This is a genomic window from Yersinia massiliensis CCUG 53443, from assembly GCF_000312485.1.
GTDB lineage: Bacteria > Pseudomonadota > Gammaproteobacteria > Enterobacterales > Enterobacteriaceae > Yersinia > Yersinia massiliensis.
In genome coordinates this window covers 864,804-888,789 of record NZ_HE997643.1, presented here as the reverse complement: position 1 = coordinate 888,789, position 23,986 = coordinate 864,804, and the positions used below count along the sequence as shown (strand labels likewise).

The following is a 23,986-nucleotide window of genomic DNA, read 5'->3' as shown; positions in this document are numbered from 1 at the left end:
AGCCAATTCACCGGACAACGAGATATACGGCGGGACATCTGGCTAGCAACAGGCATCATTAGGGCTAATTTAGCTATCGAGTGCGGAAAAAACAAGTTATATGAATGAGATAATGGCTTTAATCGACTTTGAGCGGTTTTGAATTGACCAACCAGATGCCCAATAGAATGAAACCTGCCCCGATCGTTTTCAGTAGCGTTGCAGGCTCATTGAACCAAGGCAGTAACACCGCGGCCAAATAAACCAGTGCGTAGCTGAGACTGAGTAGCGGGTAAGCACGATTGAGAGGCAAGTATTTTAAGGCAAAAAACCAGCACATCATTGAGAAAGCATACCCTGTCAGCCCCAAGGTCACTGCGAATAATTGTGTAAGATGACGCGCTAAGAACTCCGCATTGATATCAGCCAAAGACATCAATGGTGTGTGCATCATGCCCCATTTCAGCATTAATTGGGCTACCGTCACCAATACCACACTGCCGATTCCCCACAGATAACCTTTCATCAATGCCAACTTATTAACAGAATGCCAAACATAATGGCAGCGATTCCCAACCAATGGCGAAGCGTTGCCTTTTCGCCATAAAAAAGCTGCGCAGCCAGTGTGACCAACACGAAGTTAAAACTGAGTAACGGATAAGCGACACTCAGCGGCAGATGTTGCAGTAAACGTAGCCACAGCAACATCCCCAAACCGAGTAATAACACGGCCAAAGCAAGCCAACGCAATGTCAGAGCCAGCCTCGTTTCATGAGACTGCTCCCAACATTGCGCAGCTTGTTTTTGACACAACTGGCCCGCACAGGTCAATAAGCTGACCATGACCAAAAGCAGGTAGCTTGTCATTGTGATTTTTTGTACCACAAAAGAGCCAACCGATTCATCAAGTTAACCTTATCTGCCGCAGGTAAATTAGCAGGAATTTCCCCCTCGCGAGACATTTGTACCACTAGCGATACGTCACCTTGTTGCCTTGCATGCGCCAGCCATTGGCTGAACTCTTCACCACTGACGAATTGATCTTGGCTGTCAGCGTAGTTCAACCCATACTTTAACTCGCCCTTCTCATTGAACATCAGGATATCGCTACGTTTCAGTTCCCATGCTAATCCTGCGGCAACACCCACACTATCAGTGAGAACATAGCGACTCCCCTTTAGCTCATCGATATTATTCTGAATAAAACTTTGTGGCTGTTTGCTATCAATCACCTGCTGCGGGATAAGGTAAGCAACCAGCAGAATGAACAGCAATGGACATGCCGCTGCCCAGCGCCAGTGACGGGCGTTATGGCGCAACGTAATGAACCCCACCAGCCCCCATCCAGCAAAGGAAAGCACACCTAGAGCCACTTTGAGGTTTTCTTGCGGCCCATAAGCCACCAAGTGATTGACTAGCCCTACGCCAATCACTAAGACGGCTAATGCACAGACCACCCCAAAGACGAGGTTTATCATGCCGTTTATTTTTAATGCTCGCATGCGCAGACTATTTGCGCAATCTGTCGCGTAGGCCGCCATTAGCAATGAAAGCGGTGCCATGCATGGCAAGATATAGGTCGGTAATTTACCTTTTGCCACACTAAAAAATAGAAATGGCATCAGTACCCAACTGAGTAAAAAGAACAATTCTGGTCGCGTAACGCGTTCACGCCACCCTTTGAGAAGCGCACCTGGCAATAATCCCAACCACGGTAAAACACCAAGACATAGAATCGGTAGGTAATACCAGATTGGCGCCTTATGTTGCGCATCTTGCTCGGCAAACCGTTGAATATGTTCAACCCAGAAGAAGTAATGCCAAAAATCGGGTTCGCGTTGGGCAATCGCCAAGGCCCATGGCAGGCTGAGTAGTACCGCACTCAGTATCGCCAGTGGGCCAAAAATAAGCAGTTCTTTGACTCGTTTTTGCTGTATGACAATCGGCAGCACAGAAATGACGGGAATGGCCAACGCCAGAAAGCCCTTGGTCATGAACCCCATCGCGCAGGCAAGGCCAAGCAACAAATAGGCCCCGACTTTCTGTGCTGAGGTTGTTGCTCTTAACGTGAGATAAAAGCAGACCATCGACGCGGTGAGCCACAATGAAATCATGGGGTCAAGAACTGCATAAGTCCCAATACTAAACACCAACAACATAGAGAGATAAATTAATGTTGCTAATACGGATGTCGAGCGATTACGCCATAACAAATTGGCTAACCAATAAACCAATATCGCACTTAGCGCAGTACTAAAAATTGAACCAAAACGAACGGCAAAATTGGTGTCACCGAATATCCACTGGCTAATATTATTAAACCAATATCCCGCAATCGGCTTTTCGAAATACCGAATACCCAGCAAATGCGGCACAATCCAATCGCCACGTTGCAACATTTCACGGCTTATTTCTGCATAGCGTGTTTCATCAGGTTGCCAAAATAAGCGACTATTGACGGGTAATAGATAAACCAGCACAAAAAATAGCGATAACAGTACTACCCCACTTCTTTTTAACACACTCATCCCACACCCTTTATCTCAGTCTGACATCCTAGCCAACCCTCTCGTCCAGGAAAGGCTGCACGTACAATTTTACCCACGGGTAATGAATCCAGATTCTCAGGTAAAAGTTCGTTGAGAGGACAAAACTGGATATTTTGTTTTTTTGCTCGCAGCAATAACTGCTCAAACATGTCGGCCTGAGACATACCTTCAACTTCTGCATGGATGGTATAAACCGGAACACCTTGATCACGCAAAATAGCAGCAATAATAAAATCATTAAAATCTTCGGCACGGACCTCGCTGCCGACAACTTCGTCATAGGTAGGTAACGTGACAGGGATTTGTACGCTGCCTAAGCTGCCATCCGGTAATTGTGGACGAAAAGGATGCGTGCCCCGGCAATCACTGTTATAGCGAAAAGAAAATGGCTGCTTTACCGCGAGCACACGATCATCTGCCCGCCACCCCGCAGAGGCAGAACAAGTCACCGGCTGTTGAATGCTGTGTTGTAAAGCATCTACACCTAATTGTACTTGTTCAGTCAGTTGCTGCATCGACCACGATGCAACACGCGCCTGCCAGCCTTGGTGGTCCCAGGCATGTAAACCGACCTCATGACCTGACTGCAGTGTCGCTTTCATGACCGGCCCCAGATCTTTTGCGATTTTTTTACCTGGCCAAGCCGTGCCCGCCAGCAAAATATCCCAACCATAAAGCGAGGCAGCATTTGAGCGCAGCATTTTCCACAGAAAGCGCGGTCGGAAAAGGCGCCATAAATGGCGCCCCATATTATCCGGCCCAACACTGAAGAAGAAACTGGCGCTAACCCCGTATTTTTCCAAAACAGTCAGTAATGACGGTACGCCTTCCTTGGTTCCACGGTAGGTATCAACATCAATCCTCAGGCCAACTTTCTTCATACGTGATAATCGTCCTTTTGAGTTTCGCTCTGTTCAAGTACCGCGCCACGCAAGAAGAAATCAAGAGTTTCAGCGACGGTCTGTTGCAAAGCGACCTCAGGTTGCCAATGTAAAATGCGGCGAGCATTACGAATACTCGGCGTACGATATTCCACATCTTGATAACCTTTCCCATAATAGGCGCTGCTTTCAATATCTTTAAAACCAGCAAATGGCGGGAAGTGACCACGTAATTCATGTTGTTCGAAACTGTTCAGTAGCATTTCAGCTAGCTCACGAATACTCGCTTCATTGGTTGGATTGCCGATATTAATTATCTGACCATCACAGCACCCGTCATGGTTCTCAATAATCCGGAACAACGCTTCGATACCATCATGAATATCGGTAAAGCAGCGTTTTTGCGCCCCACCATCAACCAGCTTAATCGGTGAGCCTTCGACCAAATTCAAAATTAGCTGTGTAATAGCGCGAGAGCTGCCAATACGTGCTGCATCCAGATTATCCAACCGTGGCCCCATCCAGTTGAAAGGACGGAACAAGGTGAATTTTAAGTTTTCTTTCGCGCCGTAGGCCCAAATAACACGATCTAATAGTTGTTTGGATACAGAATAAATCCAACGCTGTTTATTGATAGGGCCAACAATCAGCCGCGAAGTGTCCTCATCGAATTCTTTATCGTCACACATGCCATAAACTTCAGACGTGGACGGGAAGACAATACGCTTATTGTACTTAACGCAATCACGCACAATTTTCAGGTTTTCTTCAAAATCTAATTCAAACACACGCAATGGGTTACGGGTATATTCGATAGGCGTGGCGATTGCCACTAATGGCAAGATAACGTCACATTTTTTGATGTGGTACTCGATCCACTCAGAATGGATACTGATATCCCCTTCCACGAAATGGAAATAAGGGTTATTGAGGAAGCGGCTAATGGCATCCGAACCGATATCCAGCCCGTAAACTTCGTATTGGTCATCGCGTAATAAACGTTCGGTTAAGTGGTTACCAATAAAGCCGTTCACGCCAAGAATCAACACCCGCGTACGTCTTTTCAATGTTTTGCTGGGCTTATTCGCTAAACGCACATCAGCCACGATCCCCATCTCTAATGCGAGACGGTTGCCCTGAACATACAGACCACTTTCCCCCTGACCAGTGACAATCTCCAATGCACCTTCACCACAGGCAACAACAAGTGGTGATGTGGAGAGTACCGTGCCGGGGAGCTTTTCGTGTGCAATATCCAGCGGGCGGGCACGCCAAATAATCAATTTACGTTGCCCCAGATAGCTGAAAGCACCGGGATACGGTTCCGTCACAGCACGCACTAAATTATTGATAGCAAAAGCCGATTTATGCCACTGAATTTCACCATCAGCGGCAGTGCGACGCCCATAATAGCTGGCTTCAGCTTCATTCTGAGGAGTAAAGTGCAGTGATGTGCCTTTCATTTTTGGCAGCAAATCACGTAACAGCTCTTGGGATGCTTCACGCATTTTCTCGTGTAACGTTATTGCGGTATCTGTATCGCTAATAGTGACCTTATGTTGACCGACAATGGGGCCAGCATCCGCTTTTCTAACCATTTGATGCAGTGTCACACCGGTTTCAGTTTCTCCGTTGACCAACGCCCAGTTGATTGGCGCACGGCCGCGGTATTTCGGTAGGAGCGAACCATGTAAATTAAACGCGCCCCGTGGGGCAGACGACAAAATATCGTCACAAAGCATATTGCGATAATAGAAAGAGAAAATAATATCAGGCTGCAATTGCTGGATGCGTTCAATCCACAGCGGGTGATTAACATCCTCCGGTGCAAATACCGGTAAATCTAAATCAGCGGCGACTCGCGCGACTGACGAGAAAAAGCGATTCTCATTAGGATCATCAGTATGGGTAAATACCGCCTGAATATCATAACCCGCCTCAACGAGCGCTTTTAGTCCTACACAGCCAATATCATGATAGGCAAATACAATCGCTTTCATTTTTCTACTTCCTGATTATTTTCGGTCTGCTCACCGCCGACCACTTTCTGAATAAAGTAACGTGGGCGTGCACGTACATCGTTATAAATACGGCCGATATATTCGCCAAGTAACCCCATTCCGACGAATTGGGCACCAATGAACATGAACAGCACAGCAAACAGCGTGAAGACACCGCCGCCAGCCCACTCGGGGCCAAAGACCAAGCGTAAAACCACTAACAAGACGGCGAGTGTGAACCCCGAAAGAGCGATGACGCTGCCCACTAGGCTGAGCAAGCGCAAAGGCGTTGTCGTCAAGCAGGTGATCAGGTCATACATCAAATTGATCAGTTTCATCAGGCTGTATTTCGAGTCGCCAAACTCACGTTCAGCGTGATGGACAGTGATCTCAGTGGTACGGCGAGCAAAAGTATTTGCCAAGATAGGAATGAAGGTACTGCGTTCGTGACAGTGTAACATCGCTTCAACAATATGACGGCGATATGCCCGTAGCATGCAGCCATAGTCCCCCATCGACTTCCCTGTGGCGCGTTGAATCATCATGTTGATCATGCGGGAGGCCGTTTTACGGAACAGCGAGTCCTGACGGTTCGATCGAACCGTGCCAACCACGTCATAGCCTTCTTCCGCCACCGTCACTAGCCGGGGGATCTCTTCTGGTGGGTTTTGCAAATCAGCATCCAGTGTTATCACTAAATCGCCGCTGACTTGATTAAATCCAGCCATAATCGCCGAGTGCTGGCCGTAATTACGATTAAGTAAAACAGCAATAATGCAGCTATCAGGCTCATTCGCCGCGGCTGTCAGGATATCGCCAGAGCTATCACTGCTGCCATCATCAACCAAGATAATTTCGTAAGGTTGAGTCAGATGCTGGCAGGCAGCCGACGTTCTTTCGATTAACGCTGGCAAGCTCTCTTGTTCGTTATAAACAGGGATAACAATTGAGACTTTCTTGATTGCTTCATTTTGCGACACGGTATGGCCCCATAATCGTTGTGAGTGCATCAACCACCCGATCAACATCGCTGTCCTGCATGTCGGGGAAAAGGGGCAATGTGCATAATCTGGCCGAGTTCCATTCGGTATTCGGTAGGTGTAGATGTGGATAACGTTCGCGGTAATACTTTTGGGTATGTGCCGCGCGGAAATGGAGACCCGTCCCAATCCCACACTCTTTCAACTGGGCCATCAGTGAATCCCGGCTAATACCACAATGCTCTTTATCCACGCGAACCATGAAAAGATGCCAAGCGTGTTGGTGGGAATAATCAGGAACTGCCAGTGGTTGCAGAGGTGAACCCGCAAGTGCGGCATGATAACGAGCGACTAATGCCTGACGACGGGCATTGATTTCAGGTAAGCGTTGTAGCTGGACAACAGCAATAGCCGCGTGAATATCAGATAAATTGTACTTATAGCCTGGTTCAATGACCTCAGCTTGTGGGCTACGGCCTTGAATTTGGCGGTCAAAGGCATCGACGCCTAAGCCATGAAACTTCAGTTGACGAACCTTTGTGGCGAGTTCGTCATCATCGGTCGCAATTAAGCCCCCTTCCGCGCACGTCATATTTTTGATGGCATGAAAAGAGAAAATAGCCGTGCCCTTCTCGCCAATCCATTGATCCTTATACCTTGTACCAGCAGCGTGAGCCGCATCCTCAATGAGTGGAATTCCCCGTTGCAGAGCTATGGCGCGTAAAGGATCAAGATCACAAGGGGCACCCGCGTAATGTACCGGAATAATGGCTTTAGTTTTTGATGTAATGGCGGCTTCAACTTCAGCCGCATTGACCATTAATGTGTCGCGATCAACATCAATCATGACCGGTTCAGCGCCAAGCAGCACAATCATATTCAGCGTCGAAACCCACGTCTGAGAAGGCGTAATGACTTCATCACCAGGGCCTATCCCTAATGCCATCAGGGTGATGTGCATACCCGCAGTGGCAGAACATACCGCCACCGCATGTTTGCATCCAAATGCGGTACAAAAATCGGTTTCTAATTGCTGATTCTGTGGGCCTGTGGTGATCCACCCAGAACCGAGGACGCTGACAACAGCGTCAATTTCATCCGTACCAATTGCGGGACGAGAGAAAGGCAAAAAATTCTGCATTAATAAATCCCTAAGACACTTTAAGCTATCGGCAACTATAGGCCCGAATAAGTTAACGAAAACTAAACGTTGCTCAGATAGATTCGCGGCTGACTTGGGGAAAGTTTAGTGCATCAACCTTAGATAAACCTTAAGAACGGTTTATTTAGTCGATATATTTTTTGCCATAGACTTAATTCCAAAAAAGACAAATTAATATGTAAAATCATAGTGATAACTAAAGTAATTATATTATCTAACAAGGGATTTAATTGATTGTAGCGTGGCGGAAGTGTTGAAAAGGAAACTATTAGATTCATACGCGAAATTATCAATATATAATTTTTAATGCCTACTATTGATAAATTAACAAAAGTAACGATCAAACCTTATTTGTCATAATCCAATTCTGTTGATTAAAGCTGTGTATTTGAAAGTCCACCTCAAATACGCTTGATAATGTCTCTGCTTGCATAACATGCTGTGTGTCCCCATGTGCAAGCACCTTCCCTTGAGCCATTAGCCATACCTGATCGGCCTGTTGTAAAGTGTGGTTCAAATCATGTGCGCTAATGATTACGCTGCGACCTGTTGAACAAAATTCACTTAGCAATTTATCCAATGCGACTTTCTGCGCTACATCTAACCCAGTATAGGGTTCATCGAGCAGCAATAACTGACTGTCTGGATTGATATCTGGCCAGACTTGCAAAAATATAGCCGCTAAACGAACTCGCTGCCACTCACCACCAGAAAGTTGCGACACCATACGAGGTAATTTGTCAGTTAATCGTAGTTGGTTACAAAGATAGCCAATGGTTGTTGCGACAGACTCTGGCTCGGCACCAGCAGGTTGATACAGCGAAAGGTATTGAAAAACCGGCATCATCGTCAGTGCTGATTGCTGTTGACTCAAGTAGGCCCTTAACCGAGCTAATTCATGTCCGGAATAGCAAGATAGCGGTTTGCCTGCGATAAGAAGATCGCCGTGCGCGGGTAACAAACCCGCTAGCGCTGCCAGTAATGTGCTTTTCCCTGCCCCATTTGGGCCGATCAGATGAATTTGCAACCCAGCTGTTACCTGAGTAGAAAAAGGAGCAAGGCGGTGTTCTACATTGAGTTGGCTGAGTTGCAATAACATCAAAATAACATTTTCATCCGTAAATTAGTGGAGACCCAGTGCGCGTTTAATCGCATCAAGAATAATGGGATCTTCTGGTGTCATATCAGGGGCGAAGCGCTCGAGTACCACACCATCACGGCTAATCAGAAACTTTTCAAAATTCCACAAAATATCACCCGGCTGTTTTGGCTCGCGCCCCTTGCTCGCTAAACGCTGATAAAACTCACTGCCCTCGGGTTTGATAGCAACAGATTTGGCGGCGATTAATTGCTGATACAACGGATGCCGTTGCGGGCCATTCACTTCAATTTTGCTGAACATTGGGAATTCAACACCAAATGTGCCGCGACAAAAAGCGTTTATCTCTTCATCGCTCCCAGGTTCTTGACCTGCAAACTCATTGCTTGGGAAACCTAATACTTCAAAACCTTGTTGATGATAGGTTTTATACAGATTTTCCAACCCTTCATATTGCTTAGTCAGGCCACACTGAGAAGCCACATTCACCACTAATAGAACCGAACCTTTATATTTCTCTAGTTGAACAGATTGATGATCAATGGTTTTGACTGGGATGGAATAGATTGAATGACTCATCAAGATAACCTCTTATTCAGCAATGATACACCGGTGAATTCACCCTAAAGTGACGCAGTGACAGCAGCTCACTTTACACTTTTCACCCGTGTCAGCAACCAGATAAACAACGGCGAACCGAGCGTGGCGGTCACTACGCCAATGGGTAATTCCGCCGAGAATAAGGCAATGCGCGCGATAACATCAGCAAACAGCAGTATTCCTCCCCCCGCCAACGCACAACCCAATAATAGCCGACGTTGATCAGTTAAACCGCTCAATCGTAGGATATGGGGGATCACCAATCCAATAAAACTGATCACGCCCGCTAAGGCGACACTGATTCCCACCAGCAATCCAATGGCCAACACCAACAAATTACGCCATAAATGCAACGGAATACCCAGTTGATTAGCTTGCTGCTCACCTAAGGACATATAATTGAGCACTCGCCCTTGGCAACAAAGCCAGACCACGATAGGGAGTAACGCAAGCACCAAGCCCTGCTGCCGCCAATCAATGCCACTGAAGCCCCCCATCATCCAATACATCAGTTGACGTAAATCCAAACTGGTACTGAAATAGACAGCCCATGTCATGATGGCACTGCAAACGATCCCCAAAGCCACGCCGACCAGTAATAAGCGGGCATTGGTTAATAAGCGGCGACGAGCAAAACCAAGCAGCAGCACCGTCATCAATAAGGCACCCGCAATCGCACAAGCACTTAAAAACCAAATAGGTAGCAACCCGTGTCCGAGCAAAACAGCCATGACCAGCGCAACACCTGCGCCATTAGCAACCCCGAGTAAACCAGGCTCCGCTAATGGGTTTTCAAATAATGCCTGCATCACTGCACCAGAAACCGCGAGACTCGCACCAACCATCATCACTGCTAATGCTCGAGGCAAACGCAACTGCCAGACAAATAATTTCCCGCTATCACTGAGCCATTGAGTCGGCATAATCCAAACATCACCAGCGCACAAGCTGATGATTAACGCTAATAACAGCAGGGCCACTAAACCGAAAAGGTAGCGGTGATCGCGCTGACGTTGCCGTTGTTGGAGTGCGGAAAATAGCTGACTGGTCTTCATTATATCCTCGGGATGACCTCAGGATTGACCTGAAAATGTCTGATTTTCATGATTAGTCATAGATAGTAGGGGGTTAACGTGATGAGGGGAAGTTTTGCATCAAGATTAGGGCGTTTTATGATGTGAAAACGCTAATGTTGCCAGCTTATTTTAGTCGCAACATTAGCGCTTTTTTATTGGTTTCTTGCTATCAACATTGATTCACTATCAACGTTGTTCCTTGCTTTGCGGCGGATAAACCTGTTGCTCGCCGCCGCCATTGTTAGGGCCATTTTGATTCCTTTGACCGCTGTTACTTGCCCCACCTTGGCTGTGATTTGCGCCGCCTGGATTATTCGAACCACCATGCAGTCCCTGTCCACCCACATTATTCGGTTGGGCGCGCTCATTATCGCCGCCATGATGATTGTTGCGTGGAGATGGAGTATCCTGACCGCCGCGCTCATTTCGACCGGACTCCCCGCGCTGCTGTCCGCGGAATGGATTATGCCCCTCCTGAGCTGAAGGCGGCTGCCAACGTCCACCATCCCAGTAATAACCGCGTTCATTGCGATCACCAATGTGCCCACCTCGATGCTCATGCCACCACTGCGGTGGCCGCCAATCATAGCCATCCCAGAAATAGCCTCGGTTATCTTGGTCCCCTAAATGCAAACTAACCCCAGGTATATTGATATCAAGTGATACGCCAGCCTGCGCACCAAAAGGCATCAACGGTAGAAGACACAGTAGTAATAAATACTTTTTCATATAAATCCAAAAATAGCCTTTAAACGTTGATGGATTTATATCAGTGAAAATCAGAAGCCCCAATCAGATAACCTGCACTTTTCAATTCAATTTCACATCGCTTACAGATTTCATACAGTTATTTCTGAATGGATCATATACAGATCAGCGTATTACAGTGATCACACTTCTTAAGCGTTCAATTAAAAGCCAGTTATTGGTTTATTTTTGAGCGATTATGTGTAAAATGCTGCCTCCCAGAAGGATACTTAGGAACACATAAACCAAGGATAGCCATTCACTTGCTGTTTTAGACGTAGATATGCTTAAGATTTTTATTCATTCAATGGTGGTGTTAACCGCATTAATTACATTTTCAGCTTCAGCCTCGACGGATACTCAACGAAAATTCTTTCAGTCATCCACGATGACGCCAACGCCCAGCCAAGATTTTTCTGCGCATAATGACACTGAAAAACTTAAAAAAATCCTGACTCATTATGATAAATGGGAAGGTGTCAGCTATAAGCTCGGCGGTAATTCACGTAAAGGTATCGATTGCTCTGCTTATATGCAGCGCATTTTTGAAGACGAATTCGCTCATAGCTTGCCAAGAAATGCCCGAGAGCAGGCGAAACAAGGTGCGAAAATCAAGAAAGACTCTCTGCAAACGGGCGATTTGGTCTTTTTCAAAACTTCAAGGCGGACAAGCCATGTCGGTGTGTATATTGGGGAAGGAAAGTTTGTTCATGCATCCAGTAGCCTGGGGGTAACTATCTCGAATCTCGATAGTAAATACTGGGGTTCTCGGTACGAGCAAGCTCGTCGAATCAAGCACAGCGAAGTATAAATATCGCACCAATAATAAAGGGACAATGATTGTCCCTTTATCTTTTTATATCATTGTGCTGCACGTCTCATCTAACGGCGGGCATCAGCCAAATCGCTGGGCATAGTCCCCTGCATACTGTGCCAAATCGCCCCACTCTCTTTACCATAAGTACGCAGACAATCCAGCACTTGGTCATAGGCTTTTTCATCACAGAGTGTCGATAACTTGTGATAGAACGTCAGCGCCAATTTCCGCGCTTCTGGATTAGAGAAGTAGTAACGCCCAACTCGGGTATAAAGCCCTTTCAACCCATTCAGTATCAAACCATAAATCGGATTGCCTGAAGCGAAAGCTAACCCACGAAATATACCGTAATCCAACGCAGTGAACGCCTCTGAACTGTCATCAACGGTCAGTGCTTGCGCGAGAATTTCCTGCGATTTTTCTGGATGATTACGAATTGCCGTCCGAACAAAAATCGTCGCGATATTGGTTCGAACAGCCAGTAAGTTATCTATCAATTGGGGAACACTGTCATGGTCAAGCCGTGCGAGCGTTTCCAATATATTGAGGCCAGAAGTTTCCCAAAAATTGTTTACTTTCGTCGGTTTACCGTGCTGAATAGTGAGCCAGCCATCGCGGGCTAGGCGTTGCAACACTTCACGCAATGTTGTGCGAGTCACACCAATGAGCTCAGAAAGTTCACGCTCCGCGGGCAAAATGGTGCCTGGAGGGAAGCGATTATTCCAAATACTTTCGATAATATACTCTTCCGCGAAACCGGCAGGACTTTGCGCCTTTATAACCATATTGTTGACGTTCCGTAGCAATAAATATTTGCGATTTAATGCGCTCATCATACCAGACGACTTTAATACGATATAGCGCCTGAATCGAACAAATGGCAAAAGCTGCCATAAAGTTGCAAAAATTGTGTAGATGTAAAGATAGGCAGGCAATACATATCGCTTTTAGACGAAGAACGTAAAGTAAAAAGTAACTTTGCATATGAATAGCATCATAAAAAATTATTTATGGAGACCCTAACTCACAATGGATATGACAATAAGACAAGCTGCACTCAAGAATTTTCTTGGCGGCTCTCCAGATTGGTACAAATTGGCTATCGTCGGATTTCTCATTGTTAATCCGCTGGTATTTTTCTTTGTTAACCCCTTTATTGCGGGGTGGATGCTGGTAGTAGAATTTATCTTCACACTGGCAATGGCGCTTAAATGTTACCCATTACAACCGGGTGGTTTATTAGCCATTCAGGCCATCGCGATTGGTATGGCCAGCCCTCATCAAGTGGCTGACGAAATTGCCAATAATTTAGAGGTGCTGCTGCTCTTGGTCTTTATGGTGGCGGGCATCTATTTTATGAAGCAACTATTACTGTTTGTCTTCACTAAACTTTTACTCAATATCCGCTCAAAAATCGTTCTCTCATTGGCTTTCTGTGTCGCCTCCGCTTTTCTCTCAGCTTTCTTAGATGCCTTAACCGTTATCGCCGTTGTTATTAGCGTGTCTGTGGGGTTTTATACTATTTATCACCATGTTGCCTCGAATCATGCAGATCAAGATATTACTGATGATAGTTGGATAGACAATCAAGAGAACCGTAAAACGCTGGAACAATTCCGCGCATTTCTGCGTAGCCTGATGATGCATGCCGGCGTGGGGACGGCACTAGGCGGTGTGATGACCATGGTCGGCGAACCTCAGAACCTTATCATTGCCAAAAGTGCCGGTTGGCATTTTGCTGAGTTCTTCCTACGAATGTCACCTGTCACGTTACCGGTGCTGGTTTGCGGTTTGCTGGTGTGTGTATTGGTAGAACGGTTCAAACTATTTGGTTACGGGGTCGAACTTCCTGAACGTGTTCGTCAAGTACTCACCGATTATGATAAACAGAACAGTGCCAAACGTAGCCGACAGGAGAAAGTAAAACTTCTGACCCAAGCATTAATTGGTGTTTGGCTGGTACTGGCATTGGCATTTCATATTGCGGAAGTCGGCTTAGTCGGGCTCTCAGTGATTATCCTTGCGACCTCGCTATGCGGCGTCACAAATGAGCATGCACTGGGAAAGGCATTTCAGGAAGCGTTACCATTTACCGCTTTACTGACGGTATTTTTTGCCGTAGTCGCAGTCATCGTTGAGCAAAGCCTATTCACCCCCATCATTCAATTTGTCTTGCGGGCCTCACCATCAGCTCAGTTATCACTGTTTTATCTGTTTAACGGCTTGCTGTCCTCTGTCTCAGACAATGTCTTTGTCGGTACTGTTTATATTAATGAGGCTCGAACGGCATTTGAACATGGCGTTATTTCTCTTCAGCAGTTTGAATTATTGGCAGTGGCAATCAATACGGGGACTAACCTGCCATCAGTTGCCACACCAAATGGTCAAGCCGCTTTTTTGTTCTTGTTGACTTCCGCACTCGCGCCACTCATCCGCCTTTCGTATGGCCGAATGGTTTACATGGCTCTGCCTTATACTCTGGTGATGACTGGGGTGGGTCTATTGGGTGTGGAATACCTATTAGTGCCCGTCACCGAATGGATGACACAAAATGGTTGGATAAGTTTGCCTCAGATCTTGTCTAGGGTTAGCATCACAAACTAATTACGTGCATTATACTATCTGCCAGCTCTATACCCTCCTCGCTATAAGGAGGGATGCGCTGGCAAAACAATCCAATATGTTACCCAAAGTCCAATTCATGCCCGTGATAGGTTGCCACGCGCGAGAAATAGCTGATTTTTGGCTAATTTTATTCTTAGGTAGCTGGCAGCAAAGAGGAATTGGTTTACACTGCCGGTACAATTGCTTACTGCATGGAAAATAAAGATATGTTGCAATTCCTTAACCGCTGCTCTAAAGGGCGCGGTGCTTGGCTGTTAATGGCCCTGACTGCACTTGCATTAGAATTAGTTGCGCTCTATTTTCAACACGTGATGTTGCTACAGCCTTGCGTAATGTGTATTTACGAACGTGCCGCATTATTCGGTATTCTGGGTGCTTCGTTGTTAGGTGCTATCGCCCCTAAATCTCCCCTACGCTATTTAGCTATTTTGGTTTGGATCTACAGCGCATGGCGTGGGGTTCAGCTCGCTTGGGTGCATACAATGCTACAACTGCATCCTTCGCCATTCACGACCTGTGACTTCTTTGTGAGTTTCCCATCTTGGTTACCATTGGATAAATGGGTGCCTGCTGTCTTTGTCGCCAGTGGTGACTGTTCAGTAAAACAATGGGAATTTCTGTCCTTAGAAATGCCCCAATGGTTGGTCGGGATCTTTGCCGCCTATTTATTGGTTGGCGTACTCGTACTGATCAGCCAATTTGTGAAGCCGAAAAGACGCGATCTGTTTGGCCGATAATAGCTGTACATATTTTTATCGATTGTAGGCGCCTTTTTGGCGCCTTTTTTATTTCTATTTTATCGCGTGCTTATCTTGCGTGACACCTTGTATTCAACATTCGAACTCACCCACAAAAACAAAAAGGCCACCCTGAGGTAGCCTGATATTTATCTAACAGTAAGTAAATTACGCTTTCGTATGGGTACAAGTGTATTGATTAGCCTGCTCGCCATCAACAATAGCCAGACGAATGGGTAGCCCAGAGATATTAAGGGAAGCAATAACTTGCTCTTGGCTGTTCGCTTTCTGGAAGATAAGTGATTCCCCTTGGCCTTCCGGATTCACTTTAACAAACTGAAATACGGACTGATCAATGGTCAACTGCTGATTTGGGCCATCCAATACCGCAGTAATTTGGTTGCCGTCTTTCAACTGACAATCAAGATTGATTAATGAAGTTCCACCCGCCAGGGCCTGATGCGAAACGCTACCTAAAGTAGCGGAGATGCCGATGATAACAGCGGCTAACGTTGAATATTTCATTATATTAAGTTTCTTGGTTAAATTTTGGCGTTAGTATGCCATAGCAACCCAATGAAGAGGTACGGGTTATCTAGCCCACTGAGGTTTATTCAGGATGTGGTCCTGCCAGTCAACCACTTCACTCTCACGAACAGCAATATGACGCACAGAGATCCGTTCACCGTGCATAGCCGATTTTGAACCGGTTAATAACGGATGCCAATGAGGTAAGTCATGCCCTTCGCCAATAAGACGATATGCGCATGTAGGGGGTAACCATTCAAAGGTGACGAGATTTTCGCGGGTTAACTTGATGCAGTCTTCTTCCAATTCGAAACGACGATCATAGTGTCGACACTGGCAAGTTTTGATATTGAGCTGATCGCAGGCGACATTAGTGAAGTAGATTTCATCGGTGTCTTCATCGATCAGTTTGTTCAAACAGCATTGGCCGCAACCGTCGCACAGCGATTCCCATTCACTATCTGACATCTCAGCGAGTGTTTTTTGTTGCCAAAATGGACGTTGTGACATATCGGTATCCGGTGTGAATAAATGAGCGGGTCGTTATAGACGCTTTAGCGGTCAGATGCAAGTCTTGCCGCCTAGCCCAAAGGCATAAGCGGCAGTGGTGTTATTAGATGATGCGGGTGTTCAATGTCTTACCATTCAGCATTATTTTAAGCATATCACCCGATTTCATTGGGCCTACACCCTGCGGCGTTCCCGTCAGGACAATATCGCCTGCTCTTAATGTAAAGAAGCGACTGATGTAACTGATCAGCGGAATGATTGGGGTAATCATATCGCGAGTATTACCCTGCTGACGAATTTCATCGTTGATAGTTAGGGATAAATCCGCCTGTTGTGCATCACCAAATTCAGCCACAGGGATAAAACCGGAGATCGGGCATGAACCATCGAATGCCTTGGATTTCTCCCACGGCTGCCCCGCCTTCTTCAAGCCCGCCTGCAGTTCGCGTAGCGTAAGATCTAACGCAACACCGTAACCCGCAATCGCACGTGCGACTCTATCTTCGCTGGCTTGCTTTAGCGGTGTTCCGATCAAAACGGCCAACTCAACTTCGTGATGGACAGCGCCGAAGTCTTTGGGAATGGACACAGGTTGACGAATATCACATAAGGCCGTTTCAGGTTTAATAAACAAAACCGGCTCGACTGAGGCTGTGCTCCCCATTTCTTTAATATGCTCTGCGTAGTTACTGCCAACACAAACCACTTTACTCACTGGAAAATCCAGCAAAGCCCCTTGCCAGTCTCTATGTTGATACATACTGCCTCTCCTGAATTTACATCCTGATAGACGCGACACCACAATCGAACGACTATGGCATACAGATACTATCACGCCAACTCAATAATCAAGTCTATCCGTAATTTAACCTGTGATGCCGACAAGTATTTTAGCCAAACCCCGCAACCTGCAACAAATAACGGATAGATGAGAATGCTAGAAACCTAAACTAGGATTGCACGTTGTTTTCACCCAAATGCATTTTCAGCAAGCTCTCGGGTGGCGGTGGGACTTGCAGATAGAATCCCTGTTCAATCAATGCGCTTTTAACTTTATCAATATCGGCTGTCGCGAGTTTTTCACGGTTGTTTAGCGCAAGTTGCATCGCAAATTGGGGTTTGCCAAAACTAGCAAGTAGCTCTGCGGGCACCCTTGAGAAATCATCTTTCTTTTCGATATAAAGGTAGGTTTGATCCCGTTTCGGACTTCTGTAGATAGCACAAAGCATGTTCTGCACTCTATTGGATGTTTTTGATAATAGGATTGTACGGATGCCAAAAATTATAACACGCTCAACCAGACTACACTCTCATCACCTTGGGATTTGTCGACGACTCGGTGAGATTTCTCCGAAATAATACTGCCAAAGTTTTCATAGAACCGATAATAATCAGGTGTGGCGATCGTACTTATAAAAGACAATCGGTCACGATAATAAATCATGACGTTTGATAAAATGATGAATTTTACGAATACCGCCAGTTTAGTATTGAGAAAAATTAATTGTTGAAAAAATAAACAATCCAAACACGACAGTGATATCAACCAAATATAGGCCGTTCAGGGCTAGCGATTAAGTAGAAGTTATGCTGTAATTTCTTATCAGATTGGTGTCATTGTAGTCTATAGATTTCAATATATTGATACGGATAGATTTATCTTTATATTACCTATAACATGCTTAGGAACATCAGAATATTGTACCCCCGAATGATATTCTGGGGATTAAACGTAGCTGAAACTGAGTCAGGATAGATGTCACAAACGCCAATTGAGTTAAAAGGCAGTAGTTTTACCCTTTCGGTCATTCATTTACATGATTCGCGACCGGAGGTAATCCGTCAGGCATTGCAGGAAAAAGTGGATCAAGCACCCGCATTCCTGAAAAACGCCCCTGTTGTGATTAACGTTGCAACGTTACCTAACGGTGCTAACTGGAAAGATCTCCAACAGGCTGTCACCTCAGCAGGTCTGCGTATTGTTGGCATCAGTGGTTGTCAGGATGAGCGTCAAAAGAGAGCGATAGCACGTGCAGGTCTTCCGTTACTGAGTGAGGGGAAAGGCCAAAAAGTCGCACCGGAACCTGTTATCAACCCACCGGAAAACGCGCCGACCAAGACACGAATCATTAATACACCAGTCCGTTCCGGCCAACAGATTTATGCGCGTAATTGCGATTTGATTGTTATCAGCAGTGTCAGTGCTGGTGCTGAATTAATTGCCGATGGCAATATTCATATTTATGGAATGATGCGAGGCCGTGCGCTAGCAGGTGCATCCGGTGATGCCCAATGCCAGATTTTTTGCACACACCTAGGTGCTGAACTAGTCTCTATCGCAGGGCAGTACTGGTTGAGTGATCAGATCCCGCGCGACTATTTTGGTCAGGCCGCACGTCTACATCTGCTAGATAATGCACTAACTATACAACCTTTAAATTAAGCCCTTTTGACAAGGAATCCATTTCATGGCACGCATTATTGTTGTTACATCGGGTAAAGGGGGCGTTGGCAAGACCACATCAAGCGCGGCTATCGCAACCGGCTTGGCCCAAAAAGGTAAAAAAACCGTGGTTATCGATTTTGATATCGGCCTACGGAACCTAGATTTGATTATGGGATGTGAACGCCGGGTCGTTTATGATTTTGTTAATGTCATTCAAGGTGATGCCACTTTGAATCAGGCACTGATAAAAGATAAGCGTACAGATAATTTGTATATTCTGCCTGCTTCTCAGACCCGTGATAAAGACGCCCTGACTAAAGAGGGTGTTGAGAAGATTTTGAATGATCTTGGCGAAATGAATTTTGAGTTCGTTGTCTGTGACTCTCCAGCAGGTATCGAGAGCGGCGCTTTGATGGCACTGTACTTTGCTGACGAGGCCGTTATCACGACGAACCCAGAAGTTTCTTCAGTCCGTGACTCAGACCGCATCCTTGGGATACTGTCTTCTAAGTCTCGCCGGGCTGAAAATGGCCAAGACCCGATTAAAGAACACCTGCTGTTGACCCGCTATAATCCAGGGCGTGTTAATCGCGGCGATATGCTTAGCATGGAAGATGTCCTTGATATCCTGAGGATCCCATTGGTTGGCGTTATCCCAGAAGACCAGTCTGTACTGCGTGCCTCGAACCAAGGCGAGCCTGTGATTCTGGACAAAGAGTCAGATGCTGGTAAAGCTTATGACGATACCGTTGACCGTTTGCTAGGAGAAGAACGCCCCTTCCGCTTCATTGAAGAAGAGAAGAAGGGCTTCCTGAAACGCCTTTTTGGGGGATAAACCATGGCTTTGTTAGACTTTTTTCTGTCCCGCAAAAAACCGACAGCCAATATAGCCAAGGAACGGCTGCAAATTATCGTCGCTGAACGTCGTCGTGGGGATAGTGCTCCCCACTATCTACCTGACTTAAAACGCGATATTTTGGCGGTTATTTGTAAATATATCCAAATCGAACCTGAAATGCTGCATGTGCAATTTGAGCAAAAAGGGGATGATATTTCGGTGCTCGAACTTAATGTGACATTACCGGAAACGGAAGAAACACCTAAATGATGTCTTCGCAATAACTCACCCCTGTATTTATTTACAGGGGTGTTTGTTTTCTGCTGCTTATTTATTGCTAGTGCGAAGTTTCACAACTGGATATACGTCCAGTTTTATTATTGCTTTTATATATCGTTTCGACAAAAGAAGAGAATTCCTGGCCTATATTTTAGTTATTCACCAAATGTCGATGAATTAAGAATTGAGTTAATCAGAGTAGAGATAAGTCCCCCACCCTGAATATCAATTAATACTGCTGTAAGATCTCCATCAATTCTTCAGATAACAGATCACCCCGCCAGCCACTTAATAACTCAGGCTGAGAATCAGATAATTTGAGCTTCCAATGCCAGCTCAATAATTGGTTTATTTGACGACGTGATGCCAGTAATTCACTGCTCAGCCCTGAGCGGTCACTGACAGCCGATATTAATGCTTTAATATCCTTAAACACCTTCTTATAGCCAGGATGGTCGATCAAGTTAGCCACTGGTGGTGGAAGTTGGTCATCAGGTACTTCATTGCCCTCGGCAACCAGTGCAAGCAGAGTACGCCCATGATAGCGAATCTCCTGCCCGCTTAACCCCAGCGAATCCAACTCACCCAGCGAGGTTGGCTGGTAACGAGCCACCTGCCAGAGGTTTTCCTCTCGCACCACGAAATTCACCGCCAGATCACGTTCACGGGCCTGACGCAAGCGCCAAGATGCCAACTTCTGCAAGCACGCTAACTGGTGGCCTCGTAGCTGCCAAGCATTGGTGATTTCACGGTAGGCTAATTCAGGGTCCAGAGTCTCACTGCGACGGCGGCATAACAGCAGGCATTCATCTTTTGCGGCATCCATACGCCCTGCTGCTTCTGTTGCTTCCACTAATTTGGCGGCGAGTGGTAACAAGTAAAAAACGTCAGCGGCGGCGTAATCACACTGTTTTTCACTTAATGGACGAGCGATCCAATCAGTACGTGATTCACTTTTATCTAATTCAACACCTTCAAATTCGTTGACCAGCATCGCAAAACCGCAAGAAAGCGAGCGCCCAGTAAAAGCAGCTAATACCTGAGTATCGATCATCGGGGTTGGCATCCCGTCGAAGGCATTGAGAAACACCTCAAGATCTTCACTGCCAGCATGCAAATATTTCACTACATTCAAATCTTGCAGCAATTCGCGAAAAGGTTGCCATTCGGTAATTGGCAAAGGGTCAATCAGTGAAAGTTGTTCACCGTCATACAGTTGAATCAGGCCCAACTGAGGGTAGAAAGTGCGTGTTCTGACAAACTCTGTATCCAGCGCGATATGGGCATGTTTCCGGGCTTGTTCGCAGACTTGCTGCAACGCACTATTGGTCGTGATCAACTGATAATTCAAAACGTCATTCTCATGGTCGTTATACCCGCTCTTTTGCAAGTGCGGCTATATATGGCAAACACAACAACGCCGGTGATGACCGGCGTTGTGGATAATGATTGGGTGATGCTGTTACGTTAAGCTGCGTCTTGATCGCCAGACTTATTCATAACCAATTCGTCACGCAATTCCCTTCGTAAAATCTTGCCGACATTCGATTTCGGCAACTCATCACGGAATTCTACTATTTTCGGTACTTTATACCCAGTAAGGTAGCGACGGCAATGGGTTAGCAGTTCTTCCTGTGTCAGTGACGCATCTTTTTTCACGACAAACAGTTTCACTGCCTCACCGGAAACCTCATTAGGCACGCCAATGACCGCAGACTCCAGCACTTTTGAATGCAACGCGACGACATCTTCAATCTCATTGGGATAGACGTTAAAACCTGAAACCAAAATCATGTCTTTCTTACGATCGACAATGCGTAAGAAACCCTGTTCATCAAGTGTCGCGATATCACCTGTCGCTAGCCATCCGTCTTTTAGGACTTCATCTGTGGCGGCTGGCCGTTGCCAATAGCCTAACATAACTTGTGGGCCACGCACCCATAGTTCACCCGGCTCACCGAATGCCACTTCTTGGCCTTCATCATCGACCAATCGAACATCTGTTGAGGGGACTGGCAAACCAATACTGCCGCTGTAATGTTTCAAATCATAAGGGTTACCCGTCACTAATGGCGAACACTCGGTCAAGCCATAACCTTCGAGCAAATGCTTCCCAGTGAGCTTTTCCCACCGTTCAGCCACGGCTTGCTGGACTGGCATACCGCCACCTACCGATAACCGTAGTGTGGAAAAATCTAGCTTGTGAAATTCTTCGTTGTTTAACAACGCATTGAATAGCGTATTCACTCCCGTCATGGCGGTGAAGGGATAATGGCTTAGCTCTTTCACCAATCCGGGAATATCTCGCGGGTTGGTGATCAGTAAGCTACGTCCGCCTAATTCAATAAATAGCAGGCAATTCATTGTTAACGCAAAAATGTGGTAAAGCGGCAACGCAGTGACCACTAATTCATGACTAGGCTGGAGCAAGGGCGCATAAGCTGCTTTTGCCTGTTCCAAATTTGATTGCATATTGCGGTGAGTTAACATCGCCCCTTTCGCGACACCGGTCGTACCGCCGGTATACTGCAAAAATGCCAGATCAGTGTTGATGACATCCGGTTTAACGTATTGTAGACGTCGGCCTTTTTGCAACGCAGTACGGAAAGAAATGGCATCCGGTAAATAGTATTTGGGTACGAGCCGCTTAATGTATTTCACCACGAAATTCACTAGCGTCCCTTTCGCTGTGGACAATTGATCGCCCATACGCGTTAAAATAACGTGTTTAACTTGGGTGTTAAAAACCACTTTTTCTAGCGTATGAGCAAAGTTAGAGACGATAACGATTGCCGCAGCGCCGCTATCCGTCAACTGATGTTCCAACTCGCGTGGGGTGTAGAGCGGGTTAACGTTCACTACAACCATGCCTGCACGTAAAATACCAAACAGAGCAATAGGATATTGCAGCAGGTTAGGCATCATTAAAGCGACTCGGTCACCCTTTTGCAAACCCAAACCTTGCTGCAAATAAGCAGCGAAAGCACGACTACGTTCTTCCAATTTACGGAAAGTCATGACCTCGCCCATATTGATGAATGCAGGTTGGTCCGCATATCGCAACGCTGCGTTCTCAAACATTTCCACCAAAGAAGAATAGCGATCCGGGTCTATTTCTGCGGGAACATCTGCCGGATAACGCTTTAGCCATACTTTTTCCAAGGTAGTACTCCTGAAATTGTTATTGGTCGCTAAGAAAGACCCAAATTTACACCAGAACTTTAACAATATTTTAACTCAGCGTACCAGTTTGCTTTTAAACAATTTTAAGGTTGGGAGATACATCACTATTTTCTTGTGCCATAGTTCCAGATAAGACTAAGGTGGCGACAGTCACTCATTAATATCTAACAAAATCAACTGGTTAATATTTTACATTCATGTAATAAAACCTAACAGATTGATTTTATAATTATTTCAACTAAGTCCCGTACTCTGACACACATAAAAAAGGCGCTATATTCAGCGCCTTATCTTCTTCATATCACCATTTAAACAAATCGCGCTATTCAGTCACGATAGTTTGTATTGGCATTGGACCGGGACCGTACCATCCCCAGCCTGGTCCCCACATATCTGGATGACGGTAGCCCCATGGCCCCATAGTAGGTGGCATCATCACTTGCTGTTCAATATGCCAACGCTTATACCCTGTGGCATTCATCACGACGAACTTATAGGGCGTCTTGCCAATGCGACCTTCTTCAACACCGGTAATTGGCCCGACAACCGTGACGAGATGACCACGGAAATCGGCTGGCTCGAGGAAGCCATTCACATAGGCAATCACTCGCCCTTGCGAAGGTTCACCCAAAATAGGTCTGGCACCAGAATCTAACGGCACACTTGAAATCTCAAGGCGGGTACGGTGTACCTCGTTCGCTACACTGATGACCGTGCCACCAAAACGCGCTTCTTGACCGACAAAGACCGTTGGATCGGTTCGAACCAAATTAAGATTTTGCTGTGGCGTGGCTGTCGTACCCTGAATCGCAGGCGGGATCGTCACACAACCAGACAGTAATAGAGCCCCCAAGCCCAGAAAACCTCGTCTCCATTTACGGTTTTTATGATTTGTCGATTGAGTTATCGATGTTTTTATCATCATAGTCTGTACGCCCTATTATCATTAG

At 46.1% G+C, this 23,986-nt stretch carries 25 protein-coding genes; 6 read left to right on the top strand and 19 right to left on the bottom strand.

Annotation, left to right across the window (positions count from 1 at the left end; all coding sequences use genetic code 11):
* Positions 1 to 118 precede the first annotated feature (118 nt).
* The 11 genes from arnF to BN68_RS03960 all read right to left on the bottom strand — a co-directional run bounded on the left by arnF (position 119) and on the right by BN68_RS03960 (position 11,055).
* On the bottom strand, positions 119 to 505 hold the full coding sequence (arnF, locus tag BN68_RS04010) for a 4-amino-4-deoxy-L-arabinose-phosphoundecaprenol flippase subunit ArnF (protein WP_019209865.1): 387 nt from the start codon (positions 503 to 505) through the stop codon (positions 119 to 121).
* On the bottom strand, positions 505 to 846 hold the full coding sequence (gene arnE, locus BN68_RS04005; protein ID WP_019209864.1) for a 4-amino-4-deoxy-L-arabinose-phosphoundecaprenol flippase subunit ArnE: 342 nt from the start codon (positions 844 to 846) through the stop codon (positions 505 to 507). The genes arnF and arnE overlap by 1 nt, the downstream gene beginning before the upstream one ends.
* Positions 843 to 2,507: a lipid IV(A) 4-amino-4-deoxy-L-arabinosyltransferase gene (arnT, locus tag BN68_RS04000; RefSeq protein ID WP_019209863.1), complete on the bottom strand. Its 1,665-nt coding sequence runs from the start codon at positions 2,505 to 2,507 to the stop codon at positions 843 to 845. The genes arnE and arnT overlap by 4 nt, the downstream gene beginning before the upstream one ends.
* Positions 2,504 to 3,409 carry a 4-deoxy-4-formamido-L-arabinose-phosphoundecaprenol deformylase gene (gene arnD / locus BN68_RS03995; protein WP_019209862.1) on the bottom strand — a complete coding sequence of 302 codons (906 nt, stop codon included), beginning with the start codon at positions 3,407 to 3,409 and terminating at the stop codon, positions 2,504 to 2,506. The genes arnT and arnD overlap by 4 nt, the downstream gene beginning before the upstream one ends.
* Positions 3,406 to 5,409, bottom strand: a complete 2,004-nt coding sequence (gene arnA, locus BN68_RS03990) for a bifunctional UDP-4-amino-4-deoxy-L-arabinose formyltransferase/UDP-glucuronic acid oxidase ArnA (protein WP_019209861.1) — start codon at positions 5,407 to 5,409, stop codon at positions 3,406 to 3,408. Before arnA ends, arnD begins: the two co-directional genes overlap by 4 nt.
* Positions 5,406 to 6,389, bottom strand: a complete 984-nt coding sequence (gene arnC, locus BN68_RS03985; RefSeq protein WP_019209860.1) for an undecaprenyl-phosphate 4-deoxy-4-formamido-L-arabinose transferase — start codon at positions 6,387 to 6,389, stop codon at positions 5,406 to 5,408. Before arnC ends, arnA begins: the two co-directional genes overlap by 4 nt.
* On the bottom strand, positions 6,376 to 7,530 hold the full coding sequence (arnB, locus tag BN68_RS03980; protein ID WP_019209859.1) for a UDP-4-amino-4-deoxy-L-arabinose aminotransferase: 1,155 nt from the start codon (positions 7,528 to 7,530) through the stop codon (positions 6,376 to 6,378). Before arnB ends, arnC begins: the two co-directional genes overlap by 14 nt.
* Positions 7,531 to 7,891: 361 nt before the next feature.
* Positions 7,892 to 8,650, bottom strand: a complete 759-nt coding sequence (btuD, locus tag BN68_RS03975) for a vitamin B12 ABC transporter ATP-binding protein BtuD (protein WP_019209858.1) — start codon at positions 8,648 to 8,650, stop codon at positions 7,892 to 7,894.
* A 24-nt stretch (positions 8,651 to 8,674) separates the two neighbouring features.
* On the bottom strand, positions 8,675 to 9,229 hold the full coding sequence (locus BN68_RS03970) for a glutathione peroxidase (protein WP_019209857.1): 555 nt from the start codon (positions 9,227 to 9,229) through the stop codon (positions 8,675 to 8,677).
* A gap of 68 nt (positions 9,230 to 9,297) precedes the next feature.
* Positions 9,298 to 10,305 carry a vitamin B12 ABC transporter permease BtuC gene (gene btuC / locus BN68_RS03965; RefSeq protein ID WP_019209856.1) on the bottom strand — a complete coding sequence of 336 codons (1,008 nt, stop codon included), beginning with the start codon at positions 10,303 to 10,305 and terminating at the stop codon, positions 9,298 to 9,300.
* A 207-nt stretch (positions 10,306 to 10,512) separates the two neighbouring features.
* The gene (locus tag BN68_RS03960) at positions 10,513 to 11,055 is read right to left on the bottom strand and encodes a DUF2502 domain-containing protein (RefSeq protein ID WP_042806511.1); all 543 of its coding nucleotides are present in this window, start codon (positions 11,053 to 11,055) and stop codon (positions 10,513 to 10,515) included.
* Positions 11,056 to 11,356: 301 nt separating this feature from the next.
* On the opposite strand from BN68_RS03960, the gene BN68_RS03955 reads away from it, so the two are divergent.
* Positions 11,357 to 11,884, top strand: a complete 528-nt coding sequence (locus tag BN68_RS03955; protein WP_019209854.1) for an NlpC/P60 family protein — start codon at positions 11,357 to 11,359, stop codon at positions 11,882 to 11,884.
* Between the two features lie 71 nt (positions 11,885 to 11,955).
* Here BN68_RS03955 and fadR read toward each other — a convergent pair whose 3' ends face one another.
* Positions 11,956 to 12,675: a fatty acid metabolism transcriptional regulator FadR gene (fadR, locus tag BN68_RS03950; RefSeq protein WP_042806510.1), complete on the bottom strand. Its 720-nt coding sequence runs from the start codon at positions 12,673 to 12,675 to the stop codon at positions 11,956 to 11,958.
* 244 nt (positions 12,676 to 12,919) lie between these two features.
* Here fadR and nhaB point away from each other — a divergent pair, with 244 nt between their 5' ends.
* Together nhaB and dsbB are read left to right on the top strand one after the other, a co-directional pair.
* Positions 12,920 to 14,494: a sodium/proton antiporter NhaB gene (nhaB, locus tag BN68_RS03945; RefSeq protein WP_019209852.1), complete on the top strand. Its 1,575-nt coding sequence runs from the start codon at positions 12,920 to 12,922 to the stop codon at positions 14,492 to 14,494.
* A gap of 227 nt (positions 14,495 to 14,721) precedes the next feature.
* Positions 14,722 to 15,252 (top strand): disulfide bond formation protein DsbB, encoded by a 531-nt coding sequence (dsbB, locus tag BN68_RS03940; RefSeq protein ID WP_042806509.1) that lies wholly within the window; start codon positions 14,722 to 14,724, stop codon positions 15,250 to 15,252.
* 168 nt (positions 15,253 to 15,420) lie between these two features.
* Here the strand turns inward: dsbB and BN68_RS03935 are convergent, their stop codons facing one another.
* The 4 genes from BN68_RS03935 to BN68_RS03920 all read right to left on the bottom strand — a co-directional run bounded on the left by BN68_RS03935 (position 15,421) and on the right by BN68_RS03920 (position 17,519).
* Positions 15,421 to 15,777 (bottom strand): hypothetical protein, encoded by a 357-nt coding sequence (locus tag BN68_RS03935; RefSeq protein WP_019209850.1) that lies wholly within the window; start codon positions 15,775 to 15,777, stop codon positions 15,421 to 15,423.
* A gap of 66 nt (positions 15,778 to 15,843) precedes the next feature.
* Entirely contained in the window at positions 15,844 to 16,290 is a 447-nt protein-coding gene (locus tag BN68_RS03930) for a YcgN family cysteine cluster protein (RefSeq protein WP_019209849.1), read from the bottom strand.
* Positions 16,291 to 16,393: 103 nt separating this feature from the next.
* The gene (locus BN68_RS03925; protein WP_019209848.1) at positions 16,394 to 17,050 is read right to left on the bottom strand and encodes a fumarylacetoacetate hydrolase family protein; all 657 of its coding nucleotides are present in this window, start codon (positions 17,048 to 17,050) and stop codon (positions 16,394 to 16,396) included.
* 190 nt (positions 17,051 to 17,240) lie between these two features.
* Entirely contained in the window at positions 17,241 to 17,519 is a 279-nt protein-coding gene (locus BN68_RS03920) for a YcgL domain-containing protein (protein WP_019209847.1), read from the bottom strand.
* A 527-nt stretch (positions 17,520 to 18,046) separates the two neighbouring features.
* Here BN68_RS03920 and minC point away from each other — a divergent pair.
* From minC to minE, 3 genes are read left to right on the top strand one after another with little or no spacing between them, the layout of a single operon-like run.
* Positions 18,047 to 18,733, top strand: coding sequence for a septum site-determining protein MinC (gene minC / locus BN68_RS03915; RefSeq protein ID WP_019209846.1), 687 nt, complete (start codon positions 18,047 to 18,049; stop codon positions 18,731 to 18,733).
* A gap of 25 nt (positions 18,734 to 18,758) precedes the next feature.
* Positions 18,759 to 19,571 (top strand): septum site-determining protein MinD, encoded by an 813-nt coding sequence (minD, locus tag BN68_RS03910; protein ID WP_004874204.1) that lies wholly within the window; start codon positions 18,759 to 18,761, stop codon positions 19,569 to 19,571.
* Between the two features lie 3 nt (positions 19,572 to 19,574).
* Positions 19,575 to 19,844: a cell division topological specificity factor MinE gene (gene minE, locus BN68_RS03905; RefSeq protein ID WP_004874203.1), complete on the top strand. Its 270-nt coding sequence runs from the start codon at positions 19,575 to 19,577 to the stop codon at positions 19,842 to 19,844.
* Between the two features lie 238 nt (positions 19,845 to 20,082).
* Here minE and rnd read toward each other — a convergent pair whose 3' ends face one another.
* From rnd to BN68_RS03890, 3 genes are all read right to left on the bottom strand, one after another.
* Positions 20,083 to 21,204 (bottom strand): ribonuclease D, encoded by a 1,122-nt coding sequence (gene rnd / locus BN68_RS03900; protein WP_019209845.1) that lies wholly within the window; start codon positions 21,202 to 21,204, stop codon positions 20,083 to 20,085.
* A gap of 116 nt (positions 21,205 to 21,320) precedes the next feature.
* Complete coding sequence (gene fadD, locus BN68_RS03895; RefSeq protein WP_019209844.1) at positions 21,321 to 23,015, bottom strand: long-chain-fatty-acid--CoA ligase FadD; 1,695 nt, start codon at positions 23,013 to 23,015, stop codon at positions 21,321 to 21,323.
* Positions 23,016 to 23,358: 343 nt separating this feature from the next.
* Positions 23,359 to 23,961, bottom strand: coding sequence for a Slp family lipoprotein (locus BN68_RS03890; protein WP_019209843.1), 603 nt, complete (start codon positions 23,959 to 23,961; stop codon positions 23,359 to 23,361).
* Between the last annotated feature and the right edge of the window lie 25 nt (positions 23,962 to 23,986).

Excerpts from the sequence above, each read along its gene's own strand:
- minC (WP_019209846.1), top strand. The coding sequence starts at position 18,047 with ATGTCACAAACGCCAATTGAGTTAAAAGGCAGTAGTTTTACCCTTTCG.
- arnT (WP_019209863.1), bottom strand. The coding sequence starts at position 2,507 with ATGAGTGTGTTAAAAAGAAGTGGGGTAGTACTGTTATCGCTATTTTTT.
- BN68_RS03955 (WP_019209854.1), top strand. The coding sequence starts at position 11,357 with ATGCTTAAGATTTTTATTCATTCAATGGTGGTGTTAACCGCATTAATT.
- BN68_RS03935 (WP_019209850.1), bottom strand. The coding sequence starts at position 15,777 with ATGAAATATTCAACGTTAGCCGCTGTTATCATCGGCATCTCCGCTACT.
- dsbB (WP_042806509.1), top strand. The coding sequence starts at position 14,722 with ATGTTGCAATTCCTTAACCGCTGCTCTAAAGGGCGCGGTGCTTGGCTG.
- nhaB (WP_019209852.1), top strand. The coding sequence starts at position 12,920 with ATGGATATGACAATAAGACAAGCTGCACTCAAGAATTTTCTTGGCGGC.
- arnF (WP_019209865.1), bottom strand. The coding sequence starts at position 505 with ATGAAAGGTTATCTGTGGGGAATCGGCAGTGTGGTATTGGTGACGGTA.
- minD (WP_004874204.1), top strand. The coding sequence starts at position 18,759 with ATGGCACGCATTATTGTTGTTACATCGGGTAAAGGGGGCGTTGGCAAG.
- BN68_RS03970 (WP_019209857.1), bottom strand. The coding sequence starts at position 9,229 with ATGAGTCATTCAATCTATTCCATCCCAGTCAAAACCATTGATCATCAA.
- arnB (WP_019209859.1), bottom strand. The coding sequence starts at position 7,530 with ATGCAGAATTTTTTGCCTTTCTCTCGTCCCGCAATTGGTACGGATGAA.
- fadR (WP_042806510.1), bottom strand. The coding sequence starts at position 12,675 with ATGGTTATAAAGGCGCAAAGTCCTGCCGGTTTCGCGGAAGAGTATATT.
- BN68_RS03890 (WP_019209843.1), bottom strand. The coding sequence starts at position 23,961 with ATGATGATAAAAACATCGATAACTCAATCGACAAATCATAAAAACCGT.
- BN68_RS03925 (WP_019209848.1), bottom strand. The coding sequence starts at position 17,050 with ATGTATCAACATAGAGACTGGCAAGGGGCTTTGCTGGATTTTCCAGTG.
- arnA (WP_019209861.1), bottom strand. The coding sequence starts at position 5,409 with ATGAAAGCGATTGTATTTGCCTATCATGATATTGGCTGTGTAGGACTA.
- BN68_RS03920 (WP_019209847.1), bottom strand. The coding sequence starts at position 17,519 with ATGCTTTGTGCTATCTACAGAAGTCCGAAACGGGATCAAACCTACCTT.
- minE (WP_004874203.1), top strand. The coding sequence starts at position 19,575 with ATGGCTTTGTTAGACTTTTTTCTGTCCCGCAAAAAACCGACAGCCAAT.
- btuD (WP_019209858.1), bottom strand. The coding sequence starts at position 8,650 with ATGTTATTGCAACTCAGCCAACTCAATGTAGAACACCGCCTTGCTCCT.
- btuC (WP_019209856.1), bottom strand. The coding sequence starts at position 10,305 with ATGAAGACCAGTCAGCTATTTTCCGCACTCCAACAACGGCAACGTCAG.
- arnD (WP_019209862.1), bottom strand. The coding sequence starts at position 3,409 with ATGAAGAAAGTTGGCCTGAGGATTGATGTTGATACCTACCGTGGAACC.
- BN68_RS03960 (WP_042806511.1), bottom strand. The coding sequence starts at position 11,055 with ATGAAAAAGTATTTATTACTACTGTGTCTTCTACCGTTGATGCCTTTT.
- BN68_RS03930 (WP_019209849.1), bottom strand. The coding sequence starts at position 16,290 with ATGTCACAACGTCCATTTTGGCAACAAAAAACACTCGCTGAGATGTCA.
- arnE (WP_019209864.1), bottom strand. The coding sequence starts at position 846 with ATGACAAGCTACCTGCTTTTGGTCATGGTCAGCTTATTGACCTGTGCG.